We start from the raw sequence: 22,932 nt of genomic DNA on the forward strand, positions 1-22,932 counted from the left end.
TTTAATGATTTTAGGTTAAACTCATCCTAAAAAATCGTAAGGAGAAAAAATGAGTTTGTATGACAGAAACTATGCAAACCAAAATCAAGAGGAGCTTGCCTACTCTCAAAGCTCACTAAGCACTTTTATAAAGCAAACTTATCAGCTTTTTGCGGCTTCGCTACTTTCGGCTACAGCTGGTGCTTATGTTGGCATTAGTATGGCTGGAATTTTTGCATCAAATAGATTTTTGTTTTGGGGGCTTGTAATAGTCGAGTTTGCGCTACTTTTTGGACTAATGGCGGCTAAACGCAAAGAGGGATTAAATCTAATACTTCTTTTTGCATTTACATTTGTAAGTGGTCTTACGCTAACTCCGCTACTTTCAGCTATCTTAGCTATGCCAAGCGGTGCTGGCATTGTGGCTCAAGCATTTGGTTTAACGACTGTTGCTTTTGGCTCATTAAGTGTAATCGCAATGAACTCAAAACGCGACTTTACAACGATGGGTAAAATGCTATTTATAACTTTAATAGTTATCGTCGTAGCAGCTATTATCAACATTTTCGTTAAAAGCACAATGTTTCAACTTGTAATCGCAAGTATTTCATCGATCCTATTTAGTGCGTATATACTTTATGACACACAAAATATTATCCGTGGAAACTATGAAACACCAGTTGAAGGAGCGGTTGCGTTGTATCTTGATTTTATAAATCTATTTACATCACTGCTTCAAATTTTAGGAATTTTCAATAGAAACGACTAAAAATGAGTGCATCTACCGTGTTATAGATGCAAACTTAAACAGACTGAAAGAAGGACTTCGTGTCGTTGAAGATATAAAAAGATATGTCTTTGACGACTCCGAGGTCGCCTACAAAATAAAATTTCTTCGCCACAAAGCAAAGATCCCACAAAATGACTTTTTAAAATTTAGAAATTCTCAAAACGACGTCCTAAAAACCAGCACAAAAAGTGAGCAGACAAGATCAAATTTGGACGAGATCGTCACTGCAAATTTCAAACGTGCACAGGAAAGTGCTCGCGTACTTGAAGAGTGTTTTAAGCTTATAAATTTAGAGTATGCTGAACTTTTTAAGTCGATAAGGTACGAGCTTTATGAGCTTGAAAAAGAACTTTAACTAAAAATTCAAATCTTTTTTGTATAATCGCAAACTATTATTTTTAAAAATTTAAAGGAAATTTCGTGAGTTTTATATTTTTAGTTCTACAATTTGCTCTTGCTGTTATCATTACTATCGCAGTATTGCTTCAAAAAAGTTCATCTATCGGTCTTGGAGCATATAGTGGAAGCAATGAAAGTCTTTTTGGGGCAAAAGGGCCAGCTGGATTTTTAGCTAAATTTACATTCATAGTTGGCATTTTATTTATCCTAAATACACTTGTACTAGGATATTTTTACAACAAAGATCTAAAACGCTCTATCGTTGATACAGTAGATAGCAAATCTCTTGTCGTACCAAAATCAAGCGACGTGCCATCAGCTCCTAGCGTACCACAAACTCCAGCAAAATAACAATGATAAAAACGTTTTTAGCGTCATTTTTGACGCTAACGTTTGCTTTTGCAGACGCCCATATCTTAGTTTATCATCGCTTTGATGATCCAAGACATGCCAGCACTGATATCTCTATCAAAAATTTAAGAGAACAATTTGAATATTTTAAAAACAACGGCTACGAAGTCGTAAAGCTTTCTAAGCTAGTTAATGCGCTAAATTCTGGCGAAGAGATACCAGATAACTGGATTGTCATTACTATCGATGATGGTTACAAGAGTTTTTACGACAACGCGCTTAATGTTTTTAAAGAATACAACTATCCATTTGCCATGATGATATATGTAGAGGCTATTGCTGGAAAATATGGCGATTATCTGACATTTGATCAGCTAAAAGAGCTAGAAGCCTACGGCGAGATCGGCTACCACTCATACGCACACCCAAGGATGACCAAACTTAGTGATGAGGCATTAAGAGAGGATTTTCAAAAAGGGGTAGAAACTTTTGAAAAACATATGGGCTATAAGCCAAAATTCTTTGCAGTACCTTATGGTGAGATCGATAAAAGAGTGGTTGAGCTTACAAAAGAATTTGGATTTTTGGCACTTCTAAACCAAAACTCAGGTGCCGTCTCAAGCAAGAGTGACGTCTATGATCTTTACAGAACGCCTGTGATGAATGGCACCAAGATAGCGCTAACGTTTAATAGTAAATTTTTAAACGCCCAGTGGATATTTCCAGAGGACTATCCGCAAAATAATGCGATCGATAAACTCATCATCAAAACCGATACAAATGCTAGTGAAGGCAGCTTTTTCATCACTGGCTTTGAGGGCTTTAAAAAAGTACCTATGACAAATGGCGTTTTCGAGTGTAAATTTGACCCACCACTCGATAAACGTAAGGTTTTAATATCACTAAAAGTAGATCATCAACGAAGTACAAAACTTTTAATAAAGGACATCAATGCTAAATAAAATTTACGAAACACAAAAAGAGGGCTGCGAAAAAGCTATCGCTTCACTAAAACGCGATTTTACAACGCTAAGAACAGGCAAGGTAAACATTAATATCGTAGATCACGTAATGGTTGATTATTATGGCTCACCAACTCCACTTAATCAAGTAGCCACTGTGCTTACAAGTGATGCTTCGACTATTGCTATCACGCCTTGGGAAAAGAGTATGATAAAAGCAATCTCATCGGCTATTCAGGCTGCAAATATCGGTGTCAATCCAAACAGCGACGGCGAGAGCGTTAAGCTATTTTTCCCACCAATGACAGTTGAGCAACGCCAAGAAAATGCAAAACATGCAAAAGCTATGGGCGAAAAAGCAAAGGTAAGTATCAGAAACGTTAGAAAAGATGCAAACGACGAGGTCAAAAAGCTTGAAAAAGATAAAGCCATAACTGAAGACGAGAGTAAAAAGGGACAAGACGAAGTTCAAAAGATAACTGATACCTACACCGCAAAGATTGATACTCTTGTAAAAGAAAAAGAAGCTGAGCTTTTAAAGGTATAAATTTTATTTAGAAATTTGCGACCTTTGCAAATTTCTAAACCCACATTTTTAGCCATGCAAAGTGGCTAAATTTCATCCCTCAAAGGACGAGCCTTGCAGATCATCGCTGACCTAAAAGTTGCATTTGTCGATAAAAAAGTTTTATTTCTTACAATTTTGGCATTTTCCTTGCCTATGCTTTTTCTTGGCACTAGTCAAATTTTAAACGATTACAATGGATTTTGGCTTCTTGAGCCACTGCTTTTGATCGCCATTTATCTAAACAAAAGACAAGTTTTACTGCCTATTTATTTTTTGATATTTACAGCCACTCTTTACTTTTTCGGCTTGAAACTAAATGGCCATATTGGAGATCTAATCGCTTTTTATCTCATCTTTTTCCTGCTATTATTCTCTTTAAATTTTGCCAAAGATAATGAGAAATTTATAGGCCAGAGCTTAACAAGATTTTTAAATCTACTTATCTCATTTACCCTTTTTCATCTCTTTTTTCTTAGCGTCTTAGCTATTTTCGCAGGGCTTGACTACCTATTTGGTTGGGATGTTTTAAGTATCTATGGGGTAGAAAAACTTTATCTAGTACTGATATCTTTCATATTGCCGATTTTGTTTATCTTCCTTGAGGAGAAATTTGGTGAATATAGGCTCTTAAATTTCATAAAGATTGCCATAAATTTCATCCTAAATCCACTTCTTATTATATATGTGATTTTGTTAAATTTATACTCCATTTATAGATTTGTACTACTTGAGCTACCACGCGGTGGAGTCGCATATATCGTACTAGTATGCTTGATCGCTGGCTTTATTTTAAGGGCTCTAAACCTACTCATAAAAAGTAAAATTTATGATCAAATTTTTAAGCTTTTACCGTTTTTTATCATCTTGCCTAGTATTTTGCTTTGGTGGGGCATCGTGCATAGAGTTGGCGAATACGGTTTAAGCGAGCCCAGGATATATCTCATCGCCTGTGTCATATTTGCGAATTTGAGCTATTTTGTGATCATATTTGCTAGAAATTTCCCTTATAAATTTTTGGCGTTTTTAATGATATTTGGCATATTTTTTACTCATTTTATCCTTGATGCAAAACTAATTGCTATAAATTCTCAAAAGGAGATTTTGTTAAAAGAGCTAAAAGCATTAAATTTACTTGACAATAATGGCTCATTAAGTGGCAATCTAAAAAAGATTGATGAAGATAAAATTTACTATTTGCAAGATAAATTCGATTTTCTTATAAAAAATGGCGATAGTTTTGGACTGGAGAATAAAAAATTTTTGGAAAAACTTAATGTCGCTTTAGATAGAAAATGGCAGATTTTTACCATTAACTTCTCTAATATCGAAATAAATATCAAAGAGGCGACTATCAAATCTGTAATCACAAGCAGTGTAGATGGAGATGAGTTCGTTATGCAGCTGGCTGACGATGAGATTAGAGTTAACATACAAAAGCATTTAGAAAAAGTCCTTGCTACTGTAAATTTAAAGCCTGATAGCGGGTTTGATGCCCAGATTTTTGAGCAAATAAAAGAAAAGCTTTTGATCTTTGAAGTAAATAAAAAAGTCTTTGTTTTAAGCTCTATAAATATTGTACTCAATGATGATGTATATAAATTTTATGATGCGAGTGTACTTTTTTACATGGAGGACGCAGAGCTAAAATAGCGAGCCTTACCTTGCTTTGATAACGAAGCTTTTTCTATGAAGGCTTGAATAACCAAGCTTGGCGATAGCTTCTAGGTGAGCCTTTGTACCATATCCTTTGTGTCCGGCAAAGCCGTATCCAGTGTAAATTTTGTCCCAGCTTTGCATCAAACGGTCACGGCTGACCTTGGCCAGGATGCTAGCTGCGCTTACTTCAGTGATTTTACTATCAGCCTTTATCAAAGTGGTGATGCCGACACCATAGTCCAAATTTCCATCATAAATGATCTCAAATTCTGAAAAATGAACTTTAAAAAGTTTGAGTGCTCGTCTTAAGCACTCACTTAGCCCAAGCTCATCTACCTGCATGTTGGAGAAATGGACAATGAGAAAATTTGAGCTTTTTATGATTTTACTAAAAAGTTCCTCTCGTTTTTTCGCAGTTAGTTTTTTGGAATCATTTAGTCCAGAAATTTCGCTATTTAGAACGCATGCAGCAATACTTAGTGGCCCAGCTAATGCCCCACGACCAGCTTCATCAATACCACAAATTTTGCCCATTAAAGTCCAAAATCCTCGCTAAAATAAGGCCTTATTTCATCTGCTGGTACACTAATTTGCTCCTCATTTAAAAAGGTTAGTCCAAGCGGAGAGAGAACAAAGTTATCGCTGACGCCAGCGTTTGTAAGGATTGCTTTTAAATGACTATCATTTATATCTTTAAAAATTTGCTTTAGCTTTAGCTTTTTGTTGGTCTTAAGTGATATGACATCGCAACTAGTTTTTGTGTTTTTGTAGGTACAAACACTTTTGATTTTATCATTTATATAATATATACTTTCTAGGCTCTCATATTGGTTATTTGGCCATTTTTTACGCTCGCTTTTTAGATCATAGAGTATTGAAAGTAGCTTGTTTTTATACTTTTTGGCTTGCTCCTTGAGGAAGACATTGTTGATTATTGCTTCATATTTTGTACCATTTGCCTCGCTCATTTGAATGCCCAAATTTAATACTTCATATTCATTTACTATTTTCAAAGTAGCGTTATAGGCTTTGTTTTTGACGATTATCTTGCCTTTTAGTTCGCCGTTTTCATTTTTTACCTCTAAATTTATCTTATCGGATATGGCATTTAGCGATGAAATTTCACTACCATTTTGCCCAAAAGCACCCTTTTCATAGTCGTATTTTGTGCCAGCAAAAAAGATATGGCCGCTTAATTTTGCCGGCACCTTAAAACTCTTATTTTGTTTGAAATTTTCAAATTCATCTTTAAAATAGTTTAGATAAACTTCAAATTTTACTCCATTTGCATCGCCTAAAAACTTATAAAATTTTGCCCAGTTTTCGTGAGTTATCTCGTATCCAAATAGGCTCATTGTAAGGATTAAAATTCCAAATAATACTCTCATAGACGTCCTTTTATGATTTTTTTGATTATATCTTTTTTATTTTTAAGCTTTTAAAACAACAATCAAACAAAAGGCTTAAATTTACAAACCAAGACTCCATCTAGAAAAGGATAAAATTTCACACTTTATGCCCTCTATGCTTAGTTCTGCTTGGTTTGTAACGCTAATAACTTGAAGCTTACTAACACCCAGCTCTTTTAGGTTTGCGTGGATTTTTTTAAATTTTAAAAAGATTATTTCAGGTGCAGAAAATGGTATACAAATTATTGCAAGCTTCCTTTTACTAAGGAAAAAATCGATATCTTTTGTATAGTAGATTTCATCTTTGAGCTTAAGTAACTCACAAAAAACGACATTCGCAAAAACAGCTAAAAAGTCCTTTTTTAGACACAATGCATTGCGAAGTGCAAAATTTGTAAAGTAGAGTTTTTTGCTTGTACTAGCATCGTCTAATTTTGAAACAAACTTTATAAAGCCACTTTCGCTAAGATTTGTTAATGCACTATAGACACTATCTTTTGAAATTTTCATCTTCTCTTTTAAATTTTTATAAATACCAAAAGCACTAAGTATATCGTGACACTTTGGAGCACACTCTTTTAATATGCCTATACTTTGATCATTTAAATTTGCTTTCAAAAGCTGCTGCAAATGAGAAGTGACTTCGCTTGAGTCCATAAAGGCACTTGCGATCTCATTTCCATGAGCCAAAAAATAGCTAAAAAACATATCTTGGTCTAAATTTTTCTTAAAAAATAGTATAAATTCTTCGTAGTCAAGGTAGTTTAAATTTATGCGTGCAAAGCCATCAAGCGACAGAGAAAGTTCTTTGCTTGTAAGGATAATATTTTCAAGTGGAAGTTCATCTAGGAAGCTCAAAATTTTAAGGTCTTCCGCATGCAAATTTTCAACAGCCAGTACCTTTATTTGCACATTTTTTTCTAAAAATTCTTTTAAATTAGCTAGAAGTGGTCCTTTGTCTATTCTTAGATCTTCTAAATTTACATAAAGCCTCTCCTCACTTTTATAATGGCTCAAAAATTCATAAACAAGTGTTGTTTTGCCACTTGAAATAGGCCCAATTATTAGCGTCTTTGGCGACATGATCTCATATTTTCTGGGGATAAATTTACTTGATTTAAGCGGCTGATTGTAATAAAGCTCTAATTGGTTCATTTTCTCCCCTTTTTAATGTAAGTATATAAAAATTTATTATTTTAAAATAGTCTTTAAATTTTTGGAAATTATACTTTAAGATATTATCTTTTTAAAATTTATATTTTCCTTATTAAAAGGAAATAATTAATAAAATTTCATCAAAAAATAGCGTTTTTCTTGACAACTATAATAGCTTTTTTGTAAAATCGCAGTCTCTTTACGAAAGACCTATGTCTTGCTCGTACGATCGCTTGATCCTATGCGAGTTATTTTGATGTAAAGAGGTCGCGAGTTTGCGACAAGTTCTTTTTAAAGGAAAACACATGGAAAGAATCAGGTTAAAGCTAAAAGCTTACGACCATAGAGTTCTAGACCGCACTGTTGCAGCAATCGTAGAAGCTGTCAAACGAACAGGTGCCGACGTTCGTGGCCCGGTACCAATGCCTACAAAGATCAAACGCTATACAGTCTTAAAATCTCCACACATCAACAAAGACTCACGTGAGCAGTTTGAGATGAGAATACACGCTCGTATGCTTGACATCGTAGCTGCTACTCCAGAAACTGTAGATAGCCTAACAAAACTCGACCTAGCTCCAGAAGTTAATGTCGAAGTTCGTGCGATGAAATAAGCGGACAAAAGGATAAGAGTATGGAATATATTGTAGAAAAAATAGGCATGAGTAGAACGATTGCCACGAAGAGTACGCCAGTTACACTACTTAAGCTAGTTGAGGCTAAAGTGTGTGAGATCGACGAAAATAAACGTGCTATCGTAGCGTATGCCCACACTAAAGCAAACAACAAAGCTATCGCTGGTCAGCAAAAGAAATACAATCTGACTGCAGAATTTAACAAATTTGCTACGCTTGAAGTAGCTAATAGCGAAGTTGGAAACCTAGACTTTACACCATTAAATGAGGCTAAGATTTTAAAAGTTAGCTTTAACTCAAAAGGTAGAGGCTACCAAGGTGTGGTAAAAAGACATGGTTTCGGTGGTGGTCCAAAAAGCCACGGCTCACGTTTCCATAGACGCCACGGTTCAATTGGTAACTGCGAATGGCCAGGTCGTGTTCAACCAGGTATGAAAATGGCAGGACACATGGGTAATGAGAAAGTTACTGTTAAAAACGAGCTAATAAGCTTTGACGCTCAAAATGGCATCGTAGTTGTAAAAGGTTGCGTTCCTGGTCACAATGGTGCAATGGGTAAAATAAGGATTGTAAAATGAGTAAAATTCACGTATTAAACGATAAATTTGAAAATTCAGGCGAGTTAGAGCTTCCTGCAAGCTACGCTGAAGTAAATCCGCACAACCTATATCTTTATGTAAAATCTTACCTTGCTGGTATAAGAGCAAATTCGGCTCATACTAAAAGCCGTGCTTTTGTAAGCGGTGGTGGTAAAAAACCATGGAGACAAAAAGGACGTGGTGGTGCAAGAGCAGGTTCAACTAGAACTAACGTTTGGGTAGGCGGTGCAGTTGCATTTGGTCCAACAAACGAGAAAAACTATTTTCAAAAAGTCAATAAAAAACAAAAAAGACTAGCTCTTGAGTACGCTTTGGCAGTAAAAGCACAAGATGGTAAAATTTTCGCAGTAGATAGCATCTCAATCGAGTCTGGAAAGACAAAAGATGCAGCTAATATCATCAAAAATTTAAAAGTAAAAGATGCGCTTATCGTTAAAGATCTACTAGACGATAAAACACTACTTGCTTTTAGAAATTTAGCAAACTGCTATGTAGTAGATGCAAATGAGGTAAATGCTTATCTTGTCTCTACATTTAGTTCGGTTATCATTGAAAAAGCTGCACTAAAAACTATAACAAAAGAGGGCTAAAATGGCGGATATAACTGATATCAAAACAATTATTTATACAGAAAAAACTCTAGGCCTTCAAGAACAAGGCGTTGTTGTTATCCAAACTTCACCAAGAGTTACAAAAAACAGCTTAAAAGCGGTTTTACAAGAGTATTTTGGAGTAACGCCTGTTCGCGTAAATTCACTTAGAATTAGCGGCAAGGTTAAGCGTTTTAGAGGAAGAATAGGTCAGCGTGACGAAATTAAGAAATTTTACGTTAAGTTGCCTGAAGGCGTAAGCCTAGAAAGTACGGAGGCGTAAGATGGCTATAAAATCATATAAACCATATACACCTAGTCGTAGATATATGACTGGACTAAGCTCTGAAGATATAACAGCTAAACCAAGCGTTAGAAGCTTGCTTGTTAAACTACCTGCATCTGGCGGTAGAAATAACAATGGTCGTATAACTTCAAGACACAAAGAAGCAGGTGCAAAAAAACTTTATCGTATCATCGACTTCAAACGTCGCAAATTTGGTATAGAAGGTAAAGTTGAAGCGATCGAGTACGATCCAAACAGAAACTGCCGTATCGCTCTTATAGCTTACAAAGATGGTGAAAAGCGCTATATCATTAGACCAAATGGCCTAAATGTTGGCGACGTTATCGGATCTATCGATGAGGGGTCACTAGATATTAAACCAGGCAACGCTATGAAATTAAGATTTATCCCAGTTGGTACTATCGTTCATAACGTAGAGCTAAAACCTGGCAAAGGTGCTCAAATAGCTCGTTCAGCTGGCGGTTATGCTCAGCTAATGGGTAAAGAAGAGAAGTACGTTATCTTAAGAATGCCAAGTGGTGAGATGAGACAAGTACTAGCCGAGTGTATGGCAAGTATCGGTGTAGTTGGTAACGAAGACTGGGCTAACATCACTATCGGTAAAGCTGGACGTAATCGCCACCGCGGTATCCGCCCACAAACACGTGGTTCTGCTATGAACCCAGTTGATCACCCACACGGTGGTGGTGAAGGTAAGAAAAATTCAGGCCGTCACCCAGTTACTCCATGGGGTAAACCAACTAAAGGTGCTAAGACTCGCCGTAAAAAAGCTAGCGATAAGCTTATAATTTCAAGAAGGAAAGGAAAATAGAGATGGCAAGATCACTCAAAAAAGGTCCTTTCGTAGATGATCATGTAATGAAAAAAGTTATTGCCGCAAAAAATGCAAACGATAACAAACCAATCAAGACTTGGTCAAGACGTAGCACGATTGTACCTGAAATGATTGGACTAACATTTAACGTTCACAATGGCAAGAGCTTTATTCCTGTATATGTTACAGAAAATCATATAGGCTATAAACTTGGCGAATTTGCTCCAACACGCACATTTAAGGGTCATAAAGGCTCAGTGCAAAAGAAAATCGGCAAGTAAGGGGAGATGATATGAGTAAAGCAATTATAAAATTCGTAAGACTTTCTCCTACAAAAGCAAGACTTATAGCAAGAGAAGTTCAAGGTATGAATGCCGAGTTAGCACTTGCAAGCTTGCAATTTATGCCAAATCGTGGTGCTAAATTTATAGCAAACGCTATTAGCTCAGCAGTAGCAAATGGCGGATTTGAGCCAGAAGAAGTTGTAGTAACTAGTTGCCGCGTTGACGCTGGTCCTGTATTAAAGAGATTTAGACCAAGAGCAAGAGGAACAGCGAGCAAAATTCGCAAACCTACTTCTCATGTAATGGTAGAAGTATCTAAACCTGAAAAGAAGGAAGCATAATATGGGACAAAAAGTAAATCCAATAGGTCTTAGACTAGGAATTAACCGCAACTGGGAATCTAGATGGTTTCCAACCAAACAAAGTCTTCCTGAAAATATCGGTGAAGATTACAAAATTCGTGCATTTTTAAAGAAAAAACTTTACTATGCAGGAATTAGCCAAATTCTAATCGAAAGAACGGCTAAAAAACTTCGTGTAACCGTAGTTGCAGCTCGTCCTGGTATCATCATCGGCAAAAAAGGCCAAGATGTTGAAAACCTAAAGAACGAAGTTAGCAAACTTATCGGCAAAGAAGTAAATGTAAATATCAAAGAAGAAAGAAAAGCTCAAGCTTCAGCTCAACTTGCTGCTGAAAACGTAGCTATGCAACTTGAAAAGCGTGTCGCATTTAGACGTGCTATGAAAAAAGTTATCCAAGGTGCTCAAAAATCAGGCGCTAAAGGTATCAAAATTTCAGTTGCTGGTCGTTTAGGTGGCGCTGAGATGGCAAGAACCGAGTGGTATCTAGAAGGTCGCGTTCCGCTTCATACTCTTAGAGCGAAGATCGATTACGGTGTAGCTGAGGCTCATACTACTTATGGAAACATAGGTATTAAAGTATGGATTTTTAAAGGTGAGGTTCTTCAAAAAGGTGTTCAACCTGAGAAAACTGAAGAAGAGACACCTAAGAAAACACGTAGAGCAAGAAGAGGTAAATAATTATGTTGATGCCTAAAAGAACGAAATTTCGTAAGCAAATGAAAGGTCGCAACCGTGGTTATGCGACTCGTGGAGCATCTTTAGCAACTGGCGAATTTGCACTTAAGGCTGTTGAAGCTGGTAGAATAAATTCACGCCAAATAGAAGCTGCTCGTCAAGCTCTAACTCGTCACGTAAAAAGACAGGCTAAAATTTGGATTAGGGTTTTCCCTGATAAGCCACTTACTAAAAAGCCTCTACAAACTCGTATGGGTAAAGGTAAGGCTGGAGTTGAAGAGTGGGTTATGAATATCAAACCTGGTCGTATAATATTTGAAATGGCTGGTGTTAGCGAAGAGCTAGCTCGTGAAGCTCTAACTTTGGCTTTACACAAGCTTCCTTTCAGATCAAAATTTGTAACGCGAGAGAGTGAAAATGAAATATACTGAGTTAAAAGATAAAAGCGTTGCAGAATTAAACGCGTTGCTAAAAGAGAAAAAGGTGCTTTTATTTACACTTAAACAAAAGCTAAAAACTATGCAGTTAAGCAACCCTAATGAGATTAGTGCTGTTCGCAAAGAGATAGCTCAGATCAACACTGCAATTAGTGCAACAAGACAAGGGGCGTAAAATGGCATTAAAAAGAGAAATTCAAGGTGTTGTTTTACAAAAAGCTGGAGATAAAACAGCTACTATTTTGGTAGAAAGACGTGTTATGCACCCAAGATACCATAAATTTGTAAAACGCTTTAAAAAGTATTTAGTTCATGATGAGAAAAATGAGACAAGAGCAGGCGATACAGTTGTTGCGATCGAGTGCAGACCACTTTCAGCTCGCAAGAGTTTTCGCTTAAAAGCCGTATTAGCAAAGGGAGTTGAGTAATGATTCAAAGTTTTACAAGACTTGCAGTTGCTGATAACAGTGGTGCAAAAGAGTTAATGTGTATAAAAGTTCTTGGCGGCAGCAAAAGAAGATACGCTACACTTGGTGATATCATAGTTTGCTCTGTTAAAAAAGCTCTTCCAAATGGTAAGATCAAAAAAGGACAGGTTGTAAAAGCTGTTGTTGTAAGAACTAAAAAAGAGGTTCAAAGAGATAATGGTTCGCTAATCCGCTTCGACGAGAACGCAGCTGTTATACTTGATAGCAAAAAAGAGCCAGTCGGCACTCGTATTTTTGGACCAGTTGGACGTGAAGTTAGATATGCTAACTTTATGAAGATTGTTTCGCTAGCTCCGGAGGTTTTATAATGGCTAATGTAAAATTTAAAGTCAAAAAAGGCGATACTGTTAAGATCATCGCTGGTGACGATAAAGGCAAAACTGGTAAAATTTTAGCAGTTCTTGCAAAAAAAGGTCAGGTTATAGTTGAGGGATGCAAAATAGCTAAAAAAGCTATCAAACCAAGCGAAAAAACTCCGAATGGTGGTCATATAAATAAAGAGATGCCAATTGACATATCAAACGTCGCGAAAGTTGAAGGATAAGAGATATGAGTAGATTAAAAGATAAATTTAACGAAACTATCAAGCCAGCTCTCGTAAAAGAATTTGACATCAAAAATCCAATGCTCATCCCTGCGCTAGAGAAGATCGTGATCAGCGTAGGTGCTGGAGACTCTGCGAAAGATCAGAAAGTGCTTCAAAATATGGCTGATACCATTTCACTTATCGCTGGACAAAAAGCGGTTATCACTGATGCTAAAAAATCAGTTGCTGGCTTTAAAGTTCGCGAAGGTTTTCCTGTTGGTATCAAAGTAACTTTGAGAAAAGAGCAAATGTACGCTTTCTTAGATAAGCTAATAAGCGTTGCTCTTCCAAGAGTTAAAGACTTCCGTGGTCTTCCAAAAAATGGCTTTGATGGACGTGGAAACTATAACTTTGGTCTTAGCGAGCAGCTAATGTTTCCAGAGGTTGAGTATGATAAAATTTTACGAACTCATGGTATGAATATTACGATTGCTACTACGGCTAAAAACGATAAAGAGGCATTCAAATTGCTAGAGCTATTTGGTGTGCCGTTTGCAAAAGGAAAGTAAAATGGCAAAGAAATCAATGATAGCAAAAGCTGCACGCAAGCCAAAATTTGCGGTTCGTGGCTATACTAGATGCCAAATTTGCGGTCGTCCGCACTCTGTTTATAAAGATTTTGGAATTTGCCGTGTTTGCCTAAGAAAAATGGCTAACGAAGGCCTAATACCTGGTCTTAAAAAAGCAAGTTGGTAAGGAATAGAAATGTTGAACGATTTAATATCAGATGGATTAACACGCATTAGAAACGCAAGTATGAGAAGACTTGAGACTGCTAAACTGCTTCATTCTAAGGTTGTTGAGGCTACTCTTTCTATCCTTGCAGAAAAAGGCTATGTAGAGAGCTACAACGTTATCGAAGAAGGTAATAAAAAATTTATCAATGTAGTTTTAAAGTATGATGAGTACGGCAGAAGCGTTATAAACGAGCTTAAAAGGGTTTCAAAACCTGGTCGCCGTGTTTATCAAGGCAAAGACGACATTAAGCGTTTTAAAAATGGTTACGGAACGGTTATCGTTAGTACAAGCAAAGGCGTTATGAGTGGTATTGAAGCCCACAAAGCTGGCGTTGGTGGCGAAGTTCTTTGTACTGTTTGGTAATAGTAAAATAACGTTAAGACGTTGTTTTAAAATTTAGAAATTTAACTTTAGCTAGGTGAAATTTTATATTTCGCCAAGGCTAAATTTAGTCAGGTTTCGTCAAATTTGACGATCAAATTTACGGCATTGTGGTGTTTATTCGTAAATGTAGGAACACCCTAGACAAGTAAAGGAAAAAAATGTCACGTATTGGAAAACAGCCTATCGCTATCCCAAGTGGTGTAGACGTTAGCGTTGAAAATAATGTCCTAAAATTTAAAAAGGGCAATCACTTAAAAGAGCTTGACACAAAAGGTCACGTTGATGTCAAGATAGAAAATGGTTATATAGTTTTTGCTCCAAAAGGCGAAGATCGCCAAAGCAGAGCTTACTGGGGAACATATAGAGCACTTGCTAACAACATCGTAACTGGTATCACTGCGGGCTTTACTCGCCAGCTTGAGATCAACGGCGTTGGTTACAAAGCAGCTGCAAAAGGTAAAATTTTAGAGCTTTCTCTTGGTTTTTCACACCTTATCAACTATGAGTTACCAGCAGGCGTTGAAGCTAGTGTTGAGAAAAACGTTATTACTATCAAAGGTGATGACAAACAAGTAGTAGGCCAAGTGGCTGCTCAAGTTAGAGGATTTAGACCACCTGAGCCATACAAAGGTAAGGGCGTTAAATATATAGAAGAACGTATCATCCGCAAAGCGGGCAAGACATCTAAGAAGTAAGGGGCGGTAAATGACAGCAAAAGTACTAAAAAGAAAAATCGCTCTTAGAATTAAGAGAAAAAGAAGAATCAGAGGTAAAATTTCTGGTGTTGCAACTTGCCCAAGAGTTTCTATTTTCAAATCAAATAGAACTATTTACGTTCAAGCGATTGACGACGTTACAGCTACTACACTAGCTGCAGTTGATGGTAGAAAATTAGGCATAAAAGCAAACAAAGAAGGTGCGGTCACTTTAGCTAAAGAATTTGCTAAGGCTTTAAAAGCTAAGAAGATAGATGTTGCAGTTTTTGATAGAAATGGTTATTTGTATCATGGCGTTATCGCAGCATTTGCTGAAGCTTTAAGAGAAAATGGCATCAAGCTATAACCCAAAGGAAAATCGATGGAAAAATATAATAGAGAAGAATTTGAAGAAGTAATCGTCGATATCGGTCGGGTTACAAAGGTTGTTAAAGGTGGTCGTAGATTTAGATTTACAGCTTTAGTTGTTGTTGGTAATAGAAATGGTCTAGTTGGCTTTGGATATGGCAAAGCTAAAGAGGTGCCAGATGCGATGAGAAAAGCAATTGACGACGCATTTAAAAATATTATCCACGTTAAGATCAAAGGCACAACTATCCCTCACGATGTAGAGGTAAAATACAACGCAAGTAGAATGCTACTTCGCCCAGCTAGCGAGGGTACTGGTGTTATCGCTGGCGGTAGTGCACGTCCTATTATCGAGCTTGCAGGCATTAAGGATATCCTTACTAAATCACTTGGCTCAAACAACTCAGCAAACGTCGTTCGTGCTACTATCAAAGCACTTAGTTTGCTAAAAAGCTAAGAGAAAGGAGTTAAGATGGCATTAGAAAAATTAACACCTGCAGCAGGTTCAACACACGCATCTAAAAGAATAGGCCGCGGTCAAGGCAGTGGCAATGGCAAAACTGCTGGCAAAGGTAATAAAGGTCAAAGAGCAAGAAAAGGCTACAACGAGAAAAGAGGTTTTGAGGGTGGACAACAACCACTTCAAAGACGCCTTCCAAAAGTAGGCTTTGCATCAAAATTTGAAAAACCTTATGTTATCAATGTTGAGAAGATCACAGCTATAAAAGAGCTTGCTGAAATTTCAATAGCAACAATAGCTAGCGTTCATAAAATTTCAAAGAGCGTTACTAAGATAAAACTAATCGGTGCAAGCGCAAAAGCTCTTGCTTCTAAGGTTAAAGACGAGAACGTTAGCGTTAGCGGAACAAAATAATGGATAAAACACTGACCAACAAGATTTTGATCACGTTGGCATTTTTGTTCGCATACAGGATACTGGCTTATGTGCCAGTTCCTGGTGTTAATGTCGACGTAATTAAAGAATTTTTCAATTCAAACAATAGCAACGCCTTGGGTCTATTTAATATGTTTAGTGGTAAAGCCGCTGAGCGTTTAAGTATCATATCTCTAGGTATCATGCCTTACATCACAGCTTCGATTATTATGGAGCTTCTAGCAGCGACATTTCCAAAGTTAGGTCAGATGAAAAAAGAGCGCGACGGTATGCAAAAATATATGCAAATTATACGTTATGCAACTATCGTTATCACTCTTGTACAATCAATCGGCGTTTCTATTGGACTTCAAAGCTTAAGTGGTCGTGGTGGTGAGCAAGCTATCATGATAGATATAAATTTATTTATCGCGATCTCTGCTGTATCTATGCTAACTGGCACTATGCTACTTATGTGGATAGGCGAGCAGATCACGCAGCGCGGTATAGGCAATGGTATAAGTCTTATCATCTTTGCGGGCATCGTCTCTGGCATACCTAGTGCGATCGGCGGAACTGTAAATTTAGTAAATACTTCTGAGATGAATTTCCTAACAGTTATCGCTATTTTGGTGATTATCTTAGCTACTATTGGTGCTATTATCTTTGTTGAGATGGGCGAAAGGCGTATTCCTATTTCTTACTCAAGAAAAGTAATAATGGAAAATCAAAACAAACGTATAATGAACTATATACCGATCAAAGTAAATTTAAGTGGCGTTATCCCACCGATATTTGCTAGTGCGATTTTGATGTTTCCTAGTACTATTTTACAAGCTAGTACAAATCCGATCATCCAAGCTATCAACGACTTTTTAAGTCCGAATGGCTATATGTTTAACTTTTTAACATTTTTATTTATCATCTTCTTTGCGTTTTTCTACGCATCAATCGTATTTAACACAAAAGATATAAGTGAAAATTTAAAGAAACAAGGTGGATTTATTCCAGGTGTTAGACCAGGCGAGAGTACGGCTAGCTATCTAAACGAAGTAGCTGGTAGGCTAACTTTGGGTGGTGCTTTATATTTGGGCATTATCTCAACTTTACCATGGGTGCTTGTAAAAACTATGGGCGTTCCATTTTATTTTGGTGGCACGTCAGTACTTATTGTGGTTTCTGTCGCTCTGGATACTATGAGGCGTATAGAAGCTCAGTCTTATACAAACAAATACCAAACTCTAAGTGCAGTAGGTCTATAAAATGGCTATCACGCTAAAAAGACCGGCTGAGATAGAGAAAATGAGAGCGGCGAACAAGATCGTCGCTCAAACTCTTGATCATATTTCCACGATCATAAAACCTGGAATTTCACTTCTTGAGATAGATAAAATTTGTGAAGATATGATAAGAGCTGCCGGGGCAAAACCTGCTTTTAAAGGGCTCTATGGCTTCCCAAATGCAGCTTGTATAAGCGTTAATGAAGTGGTGATCCACGGAATCCCAAATGAATATAAACTAAAAGAGGGCGATATCGTTAGTGTTGATATCGGTTCAAATTTAGATGGTTATTTTGGCGATTCGGCTAGGACTTTTGGGGTTGGTAAAATTTCAAAAGAAGATGAAGCTTTGATCGCTTGCTCAAAAGATGCACTATATTTTGCGATAGATTTCATAAGAGCTGGTATGCATTTTAAAGAAATTTGCTACGAGCTTGAGAAATTTATACTAGATAGAGGATATGTGCCTTTGCGTGGATATTGTGGTCATGGCATAGGAAAAAGGCCACACGAAGAGCCAGAAATTCCAAACTACCTTGAGGGACACAACCCAAAAGCTGGACCAAAGATAAAAGAGGGAATGGTTTTTTGTATAGAGCCGATGATCTGCCAAAAAGACGGCACACCAGTTTTGGGGAGTGATAACTGGAAAGTAACTTCAAAAGATGGTTTGAGAACTAGCCATTATGAGCATTGCATGGCGATAGTTAATGATAAGGCTGAAATTTTAAGCCAAGCATAATTGTAGTTAAATTTTAAAGAAAGGAGAATTTGTGGCAAAAGACGATGTCATTGAGATTGATGGAAATGTTGTTGAAGCACTGCCAAATGCAACTTTTAAAGTTGAGCTCGACAACAAACATATAATTTTATGTCATATCGCCGGAAAAATGAGAATGCATTATATAAAGATAATGCCTGGCGACCGCGTAAAAGTAGAACTTACGCCATATAGCCTAGATAAGGGTAGAATCACTTATAGATATAAGTAAATTTAGCCTCTTGGCAAATATGCTAAGTAAATTTAAAGCTGGTTTTGGGTAAAATCCAAGCTTTGCGAAAAGCTGTATGAAGAATTATTTTCAAAGTTCCCCACTTATTTTGAAAATAGTTGGTTTAAAATTTTTCTTTAGACCTGATGCAGCCCCTAAAAAAGTGGAATAAATTTTTAGGAGACTAAAATGAAAGTTCGTCCTTCTGTAAAGAAGATGTGTGACAAATGTAAAATTGTCAAACGTAGTGGCATAATTCGTGTTATCTGCGAAAATCCAAAACATAAACAAAGACAAGGATAAGGCATGGCACGTATTGCAGGTGTAGATTTACCAAACAAAAAGAGAATCGAGTATGGTTTGACTTATATTTATGGTATAGGTCTTTATAAATCTCGTCAAATTCTTGACGCAGCTGGAATTTCTTATGACAAGAGAGTTTATGAGCTTAGCGAAGATGAAGCAGCAGCTATCCGTAAAGAAATTCAAGAGCACCACGTTGTTGAGGGTGATTTGAGAAAACAAGTTGCTATGGATATCAAAGCTCTTATGGATCTTGGAAGCTATAGAGGTCTTCGCCACAGAAAAGGTCTTCCTGTTCGTGGTCAAAAGACTAAAACTAATGCTAGAACCAGAAAAGGCAGACGTAAAACTGTCGGTGCGGCTACTAAGTAAGGCAAGGGTTAAAGGATAATAAATGGCAAAAAGAAAAATAGTTAAGAAAAAAGTAGTTAGAAAAAGTATAGCCAAAGGTATCGTTTATATCAGTGCGACATTTAATAATACTATGGTAACTGTAACTGATGAAATGGGAAATGCTATTGCATGGAGTAGTGCAGGTGGCTTAGGCTTTAAAGGTAGTAAAAAATCAACTCCTTACGCAGCTCAACAAGCAGTTGAAGATGCTTTAACAAAAGCAAAAGAGCATGGTATTAAAGAAGTTGGTATTAAGGTTCAAGGTCCAGGTAGCGGACGTGAAACGGCTGTTAAAAGTGTAGGTGGTGTTGAAGGTATAAAAGTAACTTTCTTCAAAGACATTACACCTTTACCACACAATGGCTGCAGACCGCCAAAACGCCGCCGCGTATAATTAGAGAAAATTAGGAGAAATTATTATGGCTAGATATACAGGACCTGTTGAAAAATTAGAAAGACGTCTTGGTGTGTCTCTTGCGTTAAAAGGCGAAAGAAGACTTGCTGGTAAAAGTGCTTTTGAAAAAAGACCTTATGCGCCAGGACAACACGGACAAAGAAGAGCAAAAATAAGCGAATATGGTTTGCAACTTCGCGAAAAACAAAAAGCTAAATTTATGTATGGTGTTTCAGAGAAACAATTTAGAAGATTATTCCAAGAAGCAGCACGCCGCGAAGGCAACACAGGTGCTCTTTTGGTTCAACTATTAGAGCAAAGATTGGATAATGTTGTTTACAGAATGGGTTTTGCAACGACTCGTCGTTTTGCTCGCCAGCTTGTAACTCACGGACATATTTTAGTAAATGGAAAGAGAGTTGACATTCCATCTTACAGAGTAGAGCCGGGTGCTAAAATTGAAGTTGCTGAGAAATCTAAAAACAATCCACAAATTGTTCGTGCGATCGATCTTACGGCTCAAACTGGCATCGTTGCTTGGGTAGATGTTGAAAAAGAGAAAAAATTTGGAATTTTTACTAGAAATCCAGAAAGAGAAGAGGTTATCATTCCTGTTGAGGAAAGATTTATAGTAGAGCTTTATTCGAAATAATAGAGGGTATAAAGATGAGAAAGATTACTACATCAGCTTATATGCCAACTGAAATAGAAGTTAAAAGTGTTAGCGAAAATGTAGCTAACATTACAGCATATCCTTTTGAAGCAGGTTATGCTGTGACTTTGGCTCACCCACTACGCCGCCTTCTTTACACAAGTACAGTAGGTTTTGCTCCTATTGGTGTAAAGATAAAAGGAGTTAGCCACGAATTTGATAGTATGCGTGGTATGCTTGAAGACGTAGCGTTTTTTATTATAAATTTGAAAAAAATTAGATTTAAATTAAAAAGCGGTAGTGAGCGCGAAGTTGTAGAGTATAGCTTTAAAGGACCAAAAGAGATAACTGGGGCTGACCTAAATAACGACCTGGTTGAGATTGTTAATCCAGATGCGTATCTTGCTACAATAAATGAAGATGCTGAGCTAAATTTTTCGGTTATCATTCAAAAAGGTATCGGATATGTTCCAAGTGAAGAGGTTAGAGAAGAGATTGAAGACGATTTTATCGCACTTGATGCTTTCTTTACGCCAGTTAAAAAAGCGGTTTACGATATACAAAATGTCTTGGTTGAAGATGACCCAGACTATGAGAAGATCGTATTTACGATAACAACTGATGGTCAAGTAGGTCCGATAGAGGCTTTTAAAAATTGTTTAGAAGCTATGTATCAACAAATGTCAGTATTTAAAGGAATTCTAGATATTGATGTTAGCGCACCAGTCGCTAGTTCAAGCGCAAGTGGAGAATTTTCAAAGCTACTTTCTAGCGTAGAAGATCTAAATTTAAGCGCAAGAAGCTTTAACTGTCTTGATAAGGCTGAGATTAGATTTATTGGTGAGCTTGCGTTGATGGACGAAAACGAGCTTAAAGAGCTTAAGAATTTAGGTAAGAAATCTCTTGAAGAGATTAAAGCGGTTATGGAAGAGATAGGCTATCCAGTTGGTGTCGATGTTTTAAAAGATAGCAAAGAGCAACTCAGAAAGAAAATAACCGAGCTAAAATCACAAATGAGTGCAAAAGAATAAAAGGACAATAGATGAGACATAAACACGGATATCGCAAACTTGGTAGAACGTCATCTCATAGATCTGCATTGCTTAAGAATTTAGCGATAGCTATCATCAAAAGCGAAAAGATAGAGACAACTCTACCAAAAGCAAAAGAGCTTAGAAGCTATGTTGAAAAGCTAATAACAAGAGCTAGAAGGGGCGACTCTAACGCTCATAGAGCAATATTTGCTTCTTTACAAGACAAAGAGACTACAAATAAATTAGTTACTGAAGTAGCTCCAAAATTCAAAGAGCGCAACGGTGGCTATACAAGAATCATCAAAACTCGCGTTCGCAGAGGTGACGGAGCAGAGATGGCTTATATAGAGCTAGTAGCTGAATAATTCTTAGAGAGCTTCGGCTCTCTTTTTTAATTTTTATATAAAATCTCCCACTTTTAAAATAAATCTTTCTTCCAAAAGCTTTCTCAAGTTATAAATTTCCCTAATTATCTATTGAAATTCTTAACCAAAAAACCATAAAATTTCATAGTTAAAAGTTGTAAATTTTTTAATCTAAAATCACATATTTTAAATTTTTACCTTTGAACTCTATGCTAAAATTTTATTTTATAAAGACGATATTTGTTTCAAATATCTTATGAATTTCAAAGGATTTGAGATGGTAGGTAGTGTAAATGGAGTTGGCACAAATTTTTATGTTGGCTCACAAAGTAGTAGAGCACAAGAGCTTGATACCAATAACTCTAAACCCAATATAGACAAAAATTCTTTAAATGATTTATCTAGCAGTTTGGTTAATGAACGAAAAAGTCATACCGATACTAGAGCTGACTTAATAAATTTAAATGAAACAAATACGACAAAATTTCAAAAAAATAGTGAGAATCTAGCATTTGCTAGCAATTTCTCGCTATCAGGCATAGCTGCTAATGGCAAGATAAGCATCTGGGGCAAGCTCATGGGATATGACAAACAAGTCAGCCAAGATGAGATAAATGATCTCAAAAATTTTATCAACCAGACCAAAGCACTTGGCTTTGGCAGAGCCCATGAAGAGGTCATTGGATACTATCCAACAGACGTCGATCTTTTTGCAAAAGAGTACACATCAAAAGATGATAGCGGTACCTTGCTCGGACTTGGCCACAAGAGCCACGTGGAAGGCTTTGAGATACTTGATAAGGATCTAAGTATAGATGAGTTTAAGGATAGGTGGATTGATTATGCGCTTAGACAGTATCTTGGCGAAAGAGTCGGTGTGGAGAGTATAACGATAGGTAAAAAGGGCATTTCCATGCTAACTAGTACAAATAAGCCCCCGGTTGAGTATCAGACTCTACAAAATATAAATTTCATTGACGAAGAGAGTAAACAGAGATTTCTTACGCTCATGAAAGCTGGCATGAAAAGCGGAGCAGATTTTAAAGAGGTGATAGAGGGCGTGCTCTCGCTTTATAATGTACAAAATACCAACAAGCTTGATGGCAACAAAGTTTACGCATCGGTGATAGGAAGAAGCGAAAAGCTAGAAACATACGACATCAACAAAGATGAGAAATTTGCCTATCTTAAGGAGCTAATGAGGCTCGAAAAAAACGGCGTTAATATACTAAAACTAATGGAAAAAGTAGAGCAAAAACAAAAGCTAGATATAAAAGCATAAGACTAGCTGGCTCTAGTTTTTGTATAGTTTGTTTTATAAATTTAACCCATATGACCATTTTTGCCTATTTTAAATTTTCAAATGATACAATTTTGATTTCAATTATTAAATTTTAGTATTAAAAATTTTT

39 protein-coding genes are annotated in these 22,932 nt (G+C 36.7%); 36 read left to right on the forward strand and 3 right to left on the reverse strand.

From position 1 onward, the window contains the following. Window positions 1-49 precede the first annotated feature (49 nt). The 6 genes from ACTTKV_RS05195 to ACTTKV_RS05220 all read left to right on the forward strand — a co-directional run bounded on the left by ACTTKV_RS05195 (window position 50) and on the right by ACTTKV_RS05220 (window position 4,699). Window positions 50-748 carry a Bax inhibitor-1/YccA family protein gene (locus ACTTKV_RS05195; RefSeq protein WP_442549579.1) on the forward strand — a complete coding sequence of 233 codons (699 nt, stop codon included), beginning with the start codon at window positions 50-52 and terminating at the stop codon, window positions 746-748. Then, the gene (locus ACTTKV_RS05200) at window positions 735-1,124 is read left to right on the forward strand and encodes a thiamine-phosphate pyrophosphorylase (protein WP_442549628.1); all 390 of its coding nucleotides are present in this window, start codon (window positions 735-737) and stop codon (window positions 1,122-1,124) included. Before ACTTKV_RS05195 ends, ACTTKV_RS05200 begins: the two co-directional genes overlap by 14 nt. Before the next feature lie 65 nt (window positions 1,125-1,189). Continuing rightward, complete coding sequence (secG, locus tag ACTTKV_RS05205) at window positions 1,190-1,519, forward strand: preprotein translocase subunit SecG (protein WP_442549580.1); 330 nt, start codon at window positions 1,190-1,192, stop codon at window positions 1,517-1,519. Between the two features lie 2 nt (window positions 1,520-1,521). Continuing rightward, complete coding sequence (locus ACTTKV_RS05210; RefSeq protein ID WP_442549581.1) at window positions 1,522-2,481, forward strand: polysaccharide deacetylase family protein; 960 nt, start codon at window positions 1,522-1,524, stop codon at window positions 2,479-2,481. Next, window positions 2,471-3,028 carry a ribosome recycling factor gene (frr, locus tag ACTTKV_RS05215; protein WP_442549582.1) on the forward strand — a complete coding sequence of 186 codons (558 nt, stop codon included), beginning with the start codon at window positions 2,471-2,473 and terminating at the stop codon, window positions 3,026-3,028. The genes ACTTKV_RS05210 and frr overlap by 11 nt, the downstream gene beginning before the upstream one ends. Window positions 3,029-3,121: 93 nt before the next feature. Next, window positions 3,122-4,699 (forward strand): DUF4153 domain-containing protein, encoded by a 1,578-nt coding sequence (locus ACTTKV_RS05220; RefSeq protein ID WP_442549583.1) that lies wholly within the window; start codon window positions 3,122-3,124, stop codon window positions 4,697-4,699. A 6-nt stretch (window positions 4,700-4,705) separates the two neighbouring features. Here the strand turns inward: ACTTKV_RS05220 and ACTTKV_RS05225 are convergent, their stop codons facing one another. The 3 genes from ACTTKV_RS05225 to ACTTKV_RS05235 form a co-directional block, all read right to left on the reverse strand. Beyond that, on the reverse strand, window positions 4,706-5,239 hold the full coding sequence (locus ACTTKV_RS05225) for a ribonuclease HII (protein WP_442549584.1): 534 nt from the start codon (window positions 5,237-5,239) through the stop codon (window positions 4,706-4,708). Continuing rightward, window positions 5,239-6,093, reverse strand: coding sequence for a hypothetical protein (locus ACTTKV_RS05230; RefSeq protein ID WP_442549585.1), 855 nt, complete (start codon window positions 6,091-6,093; stop codon window positions 5,239-5,241). Before ACTTKV_RS05230 ends, ACTTKV_RS05225 begins: the two co-directional genes overlap by 1 nt. An 81-nt stretch (window positions 6,094-6,174) precedes the next feature. Then, window positions 6,175-7,269 (reverse strand): AAA family ATPase, encoded by a 1,095-nt coding sequence (locus ACTTKV_RS05235; RefSeq protein ID WP_442549586.1) that lies wholly within the window; start codon window positions 7,267-7,269, stop codon window positions 6,175-6,177. A gap of 305 nt (window positions 7,270-7,574) precedes the next feature. On the opposite strand from ACTTKV_RS05235, the gene rpsJ reads away from it, so the two are divergent. From rpsJ to ACTTKV_RS05385, 30 genes are all read left to right on the forward strand, one after another. Continuing rightward, window positions 7,575-7,883 (forward strand): 30S ribosomal protein S10, encoded by a 309-nt coding sequence (rpsJ, locus tag ACTTKV_RS05240; RefSeq protein WP_009295257.1) that lies wholly within the window; start codon window positions 7,575-7,577, stop codon window positions 7,881-7,883. 20 nt (window positions 7,884-7,903) lie between these two features. Continuing rightward, entirely contained in the window at window positions 7,904-8,482 is a 579-nt protein-coding gene (gene rplC, locus ACTTKV_RS05245) for a 50S ribosomal protein L3 (protein ID WP_002941563.1), read from the forward strand. After that, on the forward strand, window positions 8,479-9,093 hold the full coding sequence (rplD, locus tag ACTTKV_RS05250) for a 50S ribosomal protein L4 (RefSeq protein WP_012140561.1): 615 nt from the start codon (window positions 8,479-8,481) through the stop codon (window positions 9,091-9,093). Before rplC ends, rplD begins: the two co-directional genes overlap by 4 nt. Before the next feature lies 1 nt (window position 9,094). Continuing rightward, the gene (locus ACTTKV_RS05255) at window positions 9,095-9,376 is read left to right on the forward strand and encodes a 50S ribosomal protein L23 (RefSeq protein ID WP_442549587.1); all 282 of its coding nucleotides are present in this window, start codon (window positions 9,095-9,097) and stop codon (window positions 9,374-9,376) included. Window position 9,377: 1 nt separating this feature from the next. Continuing rightward, window positions 9,378-10,211 carry a 50S ribosomal protein L2 gene (gene rplB, locus ACTTKV_RS05260; protein ID WP_148799566.1) on the forward strand — a complete coding sequence of 278 codons (834 nt, stop codon included), beginning with the start codon at window positions 9,378-9,380 and terminating at the stop codon, window positions 10,209-10,211. Window positions 10,212-10,213: 2 nt separating this feature from the next. Next, a complete protein-coding gene (gene rpsS / locus ACTTKV_RS05265; protein WP_002941639.1) occupies window positions 10,214-10,495 on the forward strand; it encodes a 30S ribosomal protein S19 in 282 nt (93 codons plus the stop codon). Window positions 10,496-10,506: 11 nt separating this feature from the next. Beyond that, on the forward strand, window positions 10,507-10,839 hold the full coding sequence (gene rplV, locus ACTTKV_RS05270) for a 50S ribosomal protein L22 (RefSeq protein ID WP_009295259.1): 333 nt from the start codon (window positions 10,507-10,509) through the stop codon (window positions 10,837-10,839). A gap of 1 nt (window position 10,840) precedes the next feature. Continuing rightward, window positions 10,841-11,539 (forward strand): 30S ribosomal protein S3, encoded by a 699-nt coding sequence (rpsC, locus tag ACTTKV_RS05275; protein WP_107687364.1) that lies wholly within the window; start codon window positions 10,841-10,843, stop codon window positions 11,537-11,539. 2 nt (window positions 11,540-11,541) lie between these two features. Then, on the forward strand, window positions 11,542-11,967 hold the full coding sequence (gene rplP / locus ACTTKV_RS05280; protein ID WP_087578021.1) for a 50S ribosomal protein L16: 426 nt from the start codon (window positions 11,542-11,544) through the stop codon (window positions 11,965-11,967). Next, window positions 11,954-12,148 (forward strand): 50S ribosomal protein L29, encoded by a 195-nt coding sequence (rpmC, locus tag ACTTKV_RS05285; RefSeq protein ID WP_087586687.1) that lies wholly within the window; start codon window positions 11,954-11,956, stop codon window positions 12,146-12,148. Before rplP ends, rpmC begins: the two co-directional genes overlap by 14 nt. A 1-nt stretch (window position 12,149) precedes the next feature. Next, entirely contained in the window at window positions 12,150-12,401 is a 252-nt protein-coding gene (gene rpsQ, locus ACTTKV_RS05290; protein ID WP_442549588.1) for a 30S ribosomal protein S17, read from the forward strand. After that, entirely contained in the window at window positions 12,401-12,769 is a 369-nt protein-coding gene (gene rplN / locus ACTTKV_RS05295) for a 50S ribosomal protein L14 (RefSeq protein WP_021091075.1), read from the forward strand. The genes rpsQ and rplN overlap by 1 nt, the downstream gene beginning before the upstream one ends. Continuing rightward, entirely contained in the window at window positions 12,769-13,005 is a 237-nt protein-coding gene (gene rplX, locus ACTTKV_RS05300) for a 50S ribosomal protein L24 (protein WP_442549589.1), read from the forward strand. Before rplN ends, rplX begins: the two co-directional genes overlap by 1 nt. Window positions 13,006-13,010: 5 nt before the next feature. Continuing rightward, window positions 13,011-13,556 (forward strand): 50S ribosomal protein L5, encoded by a 546-nt coding sequence (rplE, locus tag ACTTKV_RS05305; protein ID WP_002941643.1) that lies wholly within the window; start codon window positions 13,011-13,013, stop codon window positions 13,554-13,556. A 1-nt stretch (window position 13,557) separates the two neighbouring features. Beyond that, on the forward strand, window positions 13,558-13,743 hold the full coding sequence (locus tag ACTTKV_RS05310) for a type Z 30S ribosomal protein S14 (RefSeq protein ID WP_002941532.1): 186 nt from the start codon (window positions 13,558-13,560) through the stop codon (window positions 13,741-13,743). 9 nt (window positions 13,744-13,752) lie between these two features. Beyond that, complete coding sequence (gene rpsH / locus ACTTKV_RS05315; RefSeq protein WP_442549590.1) at window positions 13,753-14,148, forward strand: 30S ribosomal protein S8; 396 nt, start codon at window positions 13,753-13,755, stop codon at window positions 14,146-14,148. A gap of 179 nt (window positions 14,149-14,327) precedes the next feature. Further along, window positions 14,328-14,864: a 50S ribosomal protein L6 gene (gene rplF / locus ACTTKV_RS05320; protein ID WP_442549591.1), complete on the forward strand. Its 537-nt coding sequence runs from the start codon at window positions 14,328-14,330 to the stop codon at window positions 14,862-14,864. A 10-nt stretch (window positions 14,865-14,874) separates the two neighbouring features. Further along, window positions 14,875-15,231: a 50S ribosomal protein L18 gene (gene rplR / locus ACTTKV_RS05325; RefSeq protein WP_103593890.1), complete on the forward strand. Its 357-nt coding sequence runs from the start codon at window positions 14,875-14,877 to the stop codon at window positions 15,229-15,231. Between the two features lie 15 nt (window positions 15,232-15,246). Beyond that, window positions 15,247-15,690 carry a 30S ribosomal protein S5 gene (gene rpsE, locus ACTTKV_RS05330; RefSeq protein WP_002941646.1) on the forward strand — a complete coding sequence of 148 codons (444 nt, stop codon included), beginning with the start codon at window positions 15,247-15,249 and terminating at the stop codon, window positions 15,688-15,690. 15 nt (window positions 15,691-15,705) lie between these two features. Further along, on the forward strand, window positions 15,706-16,107 hold the full coding sequence (rplO, locus tag ACTTKV_RS05335) for a 50S ribosomal protein L15 (protein ID WP_442549592.1): 402 nt from the start codon (window positions 15,706-15,708) through the stop codon (window positions 16,105-16,107). Then, a complete protein-coding gene (gene secY, locus ACTTKV_RS05340) occupies window positions 16,107-17,369 on the forward strand; it encodes a preprotein translocase subunit SecY (protein WP_054197277.1) in 1,263 nt (420 codons plus the stop codon). Before rplO ends, secY begins: the two co-directional genes overlap by 1 nt. Window position 17,370: 1 nt before the next feature. Next, entirely contained in the window at window positions 17,371-18,129 is a 759-nt protein-coding gene (gene map, locus ACTTKV_RS05345; protein WP_442549593.1) for a type I methionyl aminopeptidase, read from the forward strand. A gap of 31 nt (window positions 18,130-18,160) precedes the next feature. Further along, entirely contained in the window at window positions 18,161-18,379 is a 219-nt protein-coding gene (gene infA / locus ACTTKV_RS05350; protein ID WP_002848031.1) for a translation initiation factor IF-1, read from the forward strand. A gap of 189 nt (window positions 18,380-18,568) precedes the next feature. Beyond that, window positions 18,569-18,682, forward strand: coding sequence for a 50S ribosomal protein L36 (gene rpmJ, locus ACTTKV_RS05355; protein ID WP_002941545.1), 114 nt, complete (start codon window positions 18,569-18,571; stop codon window positions 18,680-18,682). A 3-nt stretch (window positions 18,683-18,685) separates the two neighbouring features. Then, window positions 18,686-19,054 (forward strand): 30S ribosomal protein S13, encoded by a 369-nt coding sequence (gene rpsM / locus ACTTKV_RS05360; protein WP_012140556.1) that lies wholly within the window; start codon window positions 18,686-18,688, stop codon window positions 19,052-19,054. A gap of 22 nt (window positions 19,055-19,076) precedes the next feature. Next, the gene (gene rpsK / locus ACTTKV_RS05365; RefSeq protein WP_021092633.1) at window positions 19,077-19,469 is read left to right on the forward strand and encodes a 30S ribosomal protein S11; all 393 of its coding nucleotides are present in this window, start codon (window positions 19,077-19,079) and stop codon (window positions 19,467-19,469) included. Window positions 19,470-19,494: 25 nt separating this feature from the next. Then, window positions 19,495-20,121, forward strand: a complete 627-nt coding sequence (rpsD, locus tag ACTTKV_RS05370; protein WP_442549594.1) for a 30S ribosomal protein S4 — start codon at window positions 19,495-19,497, stop codon at window positions 20,119-20,121. 14 nt (window positions 20,122-20,135) lie between these two features. Continuing rightward, entirely contained in the window at window positions 20,136-21,152 is a 1,017-nt protein-coding gene (locus ACTTKV_RS05375; RefSeq protein WP_442549595.1) for a DNA-directed RNA polymerase subunit alpha, read from the forward strand. Between the two features lie 11 nt (window positions 21,153-21,163). After that, window positions 21,164-21,520, forward strand: coding sequence for a 50S ribosomal protein L17 (gene rplQ, locus ACTTKV_RS05380; protein ID WP_442549596.1), 357 nt, complete (start codon window positions 21,164-21,166; stop codon window positions 21,518-21,520). A gap of 277 nt (window positions 21,521-21,797) precedes the next feature. Next, a complete protein-coding gene (locus ACTTKV_RS05385; RefSeq protein ID WP_442549597.1) occupies window positions 21,798-22,802 on the forward strand; it encodes a hypothetical protein in 1,005 nt (334 codons plus the stop codon). Window positions 22,803-22,932: the final 130 nt, after the last annotated feature.

The organism is Campylobacter sp. (genome assembly GCF_052169515.1).
GTDB lineage: Bacteria > Campylobacterota > Campylobacteria > Campylobacterales > Campylobacteraceae > Campylobacter_A.

What these genes read in the sequence shown, in the direction of transcription:
- frr (WP_442549582.1), top strand. Translation starts at nt 2,471, where the DNA reads ATGCTAAATAAAATTTACGAAACACAAAAAGAGGGCTGCGAAAAAGCT.
- rpsJ (WP_009295257.1), top strand. Translation starts at nt 7,575, where the DNA reads ATGGAAAGAATCAGGTTAAAGCTAAAAGCTTACGACCATAGAGTTCTA.
- rpsH (WP_442549590.1), top strand. Translation starts at nt 13,753, where the DNA reads ATGTTGAACGATTTAATATCAGATGGATTAACACGCATTAGAAACGCA.
- rplQ (WP_442549596.1), top strand. Translation starts at nt 21,164, where the DNA reads ATGAGACATAAACACGGATATCGCAAACTTGGTAGAACGTCATCTCAT.
- ACTTKV_RS05255 (WP_442549587.1), top strand. Translation starts at nt 9,095, where the DNA reads ATGGCGGATATAACTGATATCAAAACAATTATTTATACAGAAAAAACT.
- rpsD (WP_442549594.1), top strand. Translation starts at nt 19,495, where the DNA reads ATGGCTAGATATACAGGACCTGTTGAAAAATTAGAAAGACGTCTTGGT.
- rpsQ (WP_442549588.1), top strand. Translation starts at nt 12,150, where the DNA reads ATGGCATTAAAAAGAGAAATTCAAGGTGTTGTTTTACAAAAAGCTGGA.
- rplR (WP_103593890.1), top strand. Translation starts at nt 14,875, where the DNA reads ATGACAGCAAAAGTACTAAAAAGAAAAATCGCTCTTAGAATTAAGAGA.
- rplO (WP_442549592.1), top strand. Translation starts at nt 15,706, where the DNA reads ATGGCATTAGAAAAATTAACACCTGCAGCAGGTTCAACACACGCATCT.
- rplB (WP_148799566.1), top strand. Translation starts at nt 9,378, where the DNA reads ATGGCTATAAAATCATATAAACCATATACACCTAGTCGTAGATATATG.
- ACTTKV_RS05230 (WP_442549585.1), bottom strand. Translation starts at nt 6,093, where the DNA reads ATGAGAGTATTATTTGGAATTTTAATCCTTACAATGAGCCTATTTGGA.
- rplF (WP_442549591.1), top strand. Translation starts at nt 14,328, where the DNA reads ATGTCACGTATTGGAAAACAGCCTATCGCTATCCCAAGTGGTGTAGAC.
- ACTTKV_RS05310 (WP_002941532.1), top strand. Translation starts at nt 13,558, where the DNA reads ATGGCAAAGAAATCAATGATAGCAAAAGCTGCACGCAAGCCAAAATTT.
- rplE (WP_002941643.1), top strand. Translation starts at nt 13,011, where the DNA reads ATGAGTAGATTAAAAGATAAATTTAACGAAACTATCAAGCCAGCTCTC.
- rplC (WP_002941563.1), top strand. Translation starts at nt 7,904, where the DNA reads ATGGAATATATTGTAGAAAAAATAGGCATGAGTAGAACGATTGCCACG.
- rpsS (WP_002941639.1), top strand. Translation starts at nt 10,214, where the DNA reads ATGGCAAGATCACTCAAAAAAGGTCCTTTCGTAGATGATCATGTAATG.
- ACTTKV_RS05375 (WP_442549595.1), top strand. Translation starts at nt 20,136, where the DNA reads ATGAGAAAGATTACTACATCAGCTTATATGCCAACTGAAATAGAAGTT.
- ACTTKV_RS05195 (WP_442549579.1), top strand. Translation starts at nt 50, where the DNA reads ATGAGTTTGTATGACAGAAACTATGCAAACCAAAATCAAGAGGAGCTT.
- rplV (WP_009295259.1), top strand. Translation starts at nt 10,507, where the DNA reads ATGAGTAAAGCAATTATAAAATTCGTAAGACTTTCTCCTACAAAAGCA.
- ACTTKV_RS05235 (WP_442549586.1), bottom strand. Translation starts at nt 7,269, where the DNA reads ATGAACCAATTAGAGCTTTATTACAATCAGCCGCTTAAATCAAGTAAA.
- rpmJ (WP_002941545.1), top strand. Translation starts at nt 18,569, where the DNA reads ATGAAAGTTCGTCCTTCTGTAAAGAAGATGTGTGACAAATGTAAAATT.
- secY (WP_054197277.1), top strand. Translation starts at nt 16,107, where the DNA reads ATGGATAAAACACTGACCAACAAGATTTTGATCACGTTGGCATTTTTG.
- rpmC (WP_087586687.1), top strand. Translation starts at nt 11,954, where the DNA reads ATGAAATATACTGAGTTAAAAGATAAAAGCGTTGCAGAATTAAACGCG.
- ACTTKV_RS05210 (WP_442549581.1), top strand. Translation starts at nt 1,522, where the DNA reads ATGATAAAAACGTTTTTAGCGTCATTTTTGACGCTAACGTTTGCTTTT.
- rplP (WP_087578021.1), top strand. Translation starts at nt 11,542, where the DNA reads ATGTTGATGCCTAAAAGAACGAAATTTCGTAAGCAAATGAAAGGTCGC.
- rplN (WP_021091075.1), top strand. Translation starts at nt 12,401, where the DNA reads ATGATTCAAAGTTTTACAAGACTTGCAGTTGCTGATAACAGTGGTGCA.
- rpsE (WP_002941646.1), top strand. Translation starts at nt 15,247, where the DNA reads ATGGAAAAATATAATAGAGAAGAATTTGAAGAAGTAATCGTCGATATC.
- rpsM (WP_012140556.1), top strand. Translation starts at nt 18,686, where the DNA reads ATGGCACGTATTGCAGGTGTAGATTTACCAAACAAAAAGAGAATCGAG.
- map (WP_442549593.1), top strand. Translation starts at nt 17,371, where the DNA reads ATGGCTATCACGCTAAAAAGACCGGCTGAGATAGAGAAAATGAGAGCG.
- rplX (WP_442549589.1), top strand. Translation starts at nt 12,769, where the DNA reads ATGGCTAATGTAAAATTTAAAGTCAAAAAAGGCGATACTGTTAAGATC.
- rplD (WP_012140561.1), top strand. Translation starts at nt 8,479, where the DNA reads ATGAGTAAAATTCACGTATTAAACGATAAATTTGAAAATTCAGGCGAG.
- ACTTKV_RS05385 (WP_442549597.1), top strand. Translation starts at nt 21,798, where the DNA reads ATGGTAGGTAGTGTAAATGGAGTTGGCACAAATTTTTATGTTGGCTCA.
- rpsC (WP_107687364.1), top strand. Translation starts at nt 10,841, where the DNA reads ATGGGACAAAAAGTAAATCCAATAGGTCTTAGACTAGGAATTAACCGC.
- ACTTKV_RS05225 (WP_442549584.1), bottom strand. Translation starts at nt 5,239, where the DNA reads ATGGGCAAAATTTGTGGTATTGATGAAGCTGGTCGTGGGGCATTAGCT.
- rpsK (WP_021092633.1), top strand. Translation starts at nt 19,077, where the DNA reads ATGGCAAAAAGAAAAATAGTTAAGAAAAAAGTAGTTAGAAAAAGTATA.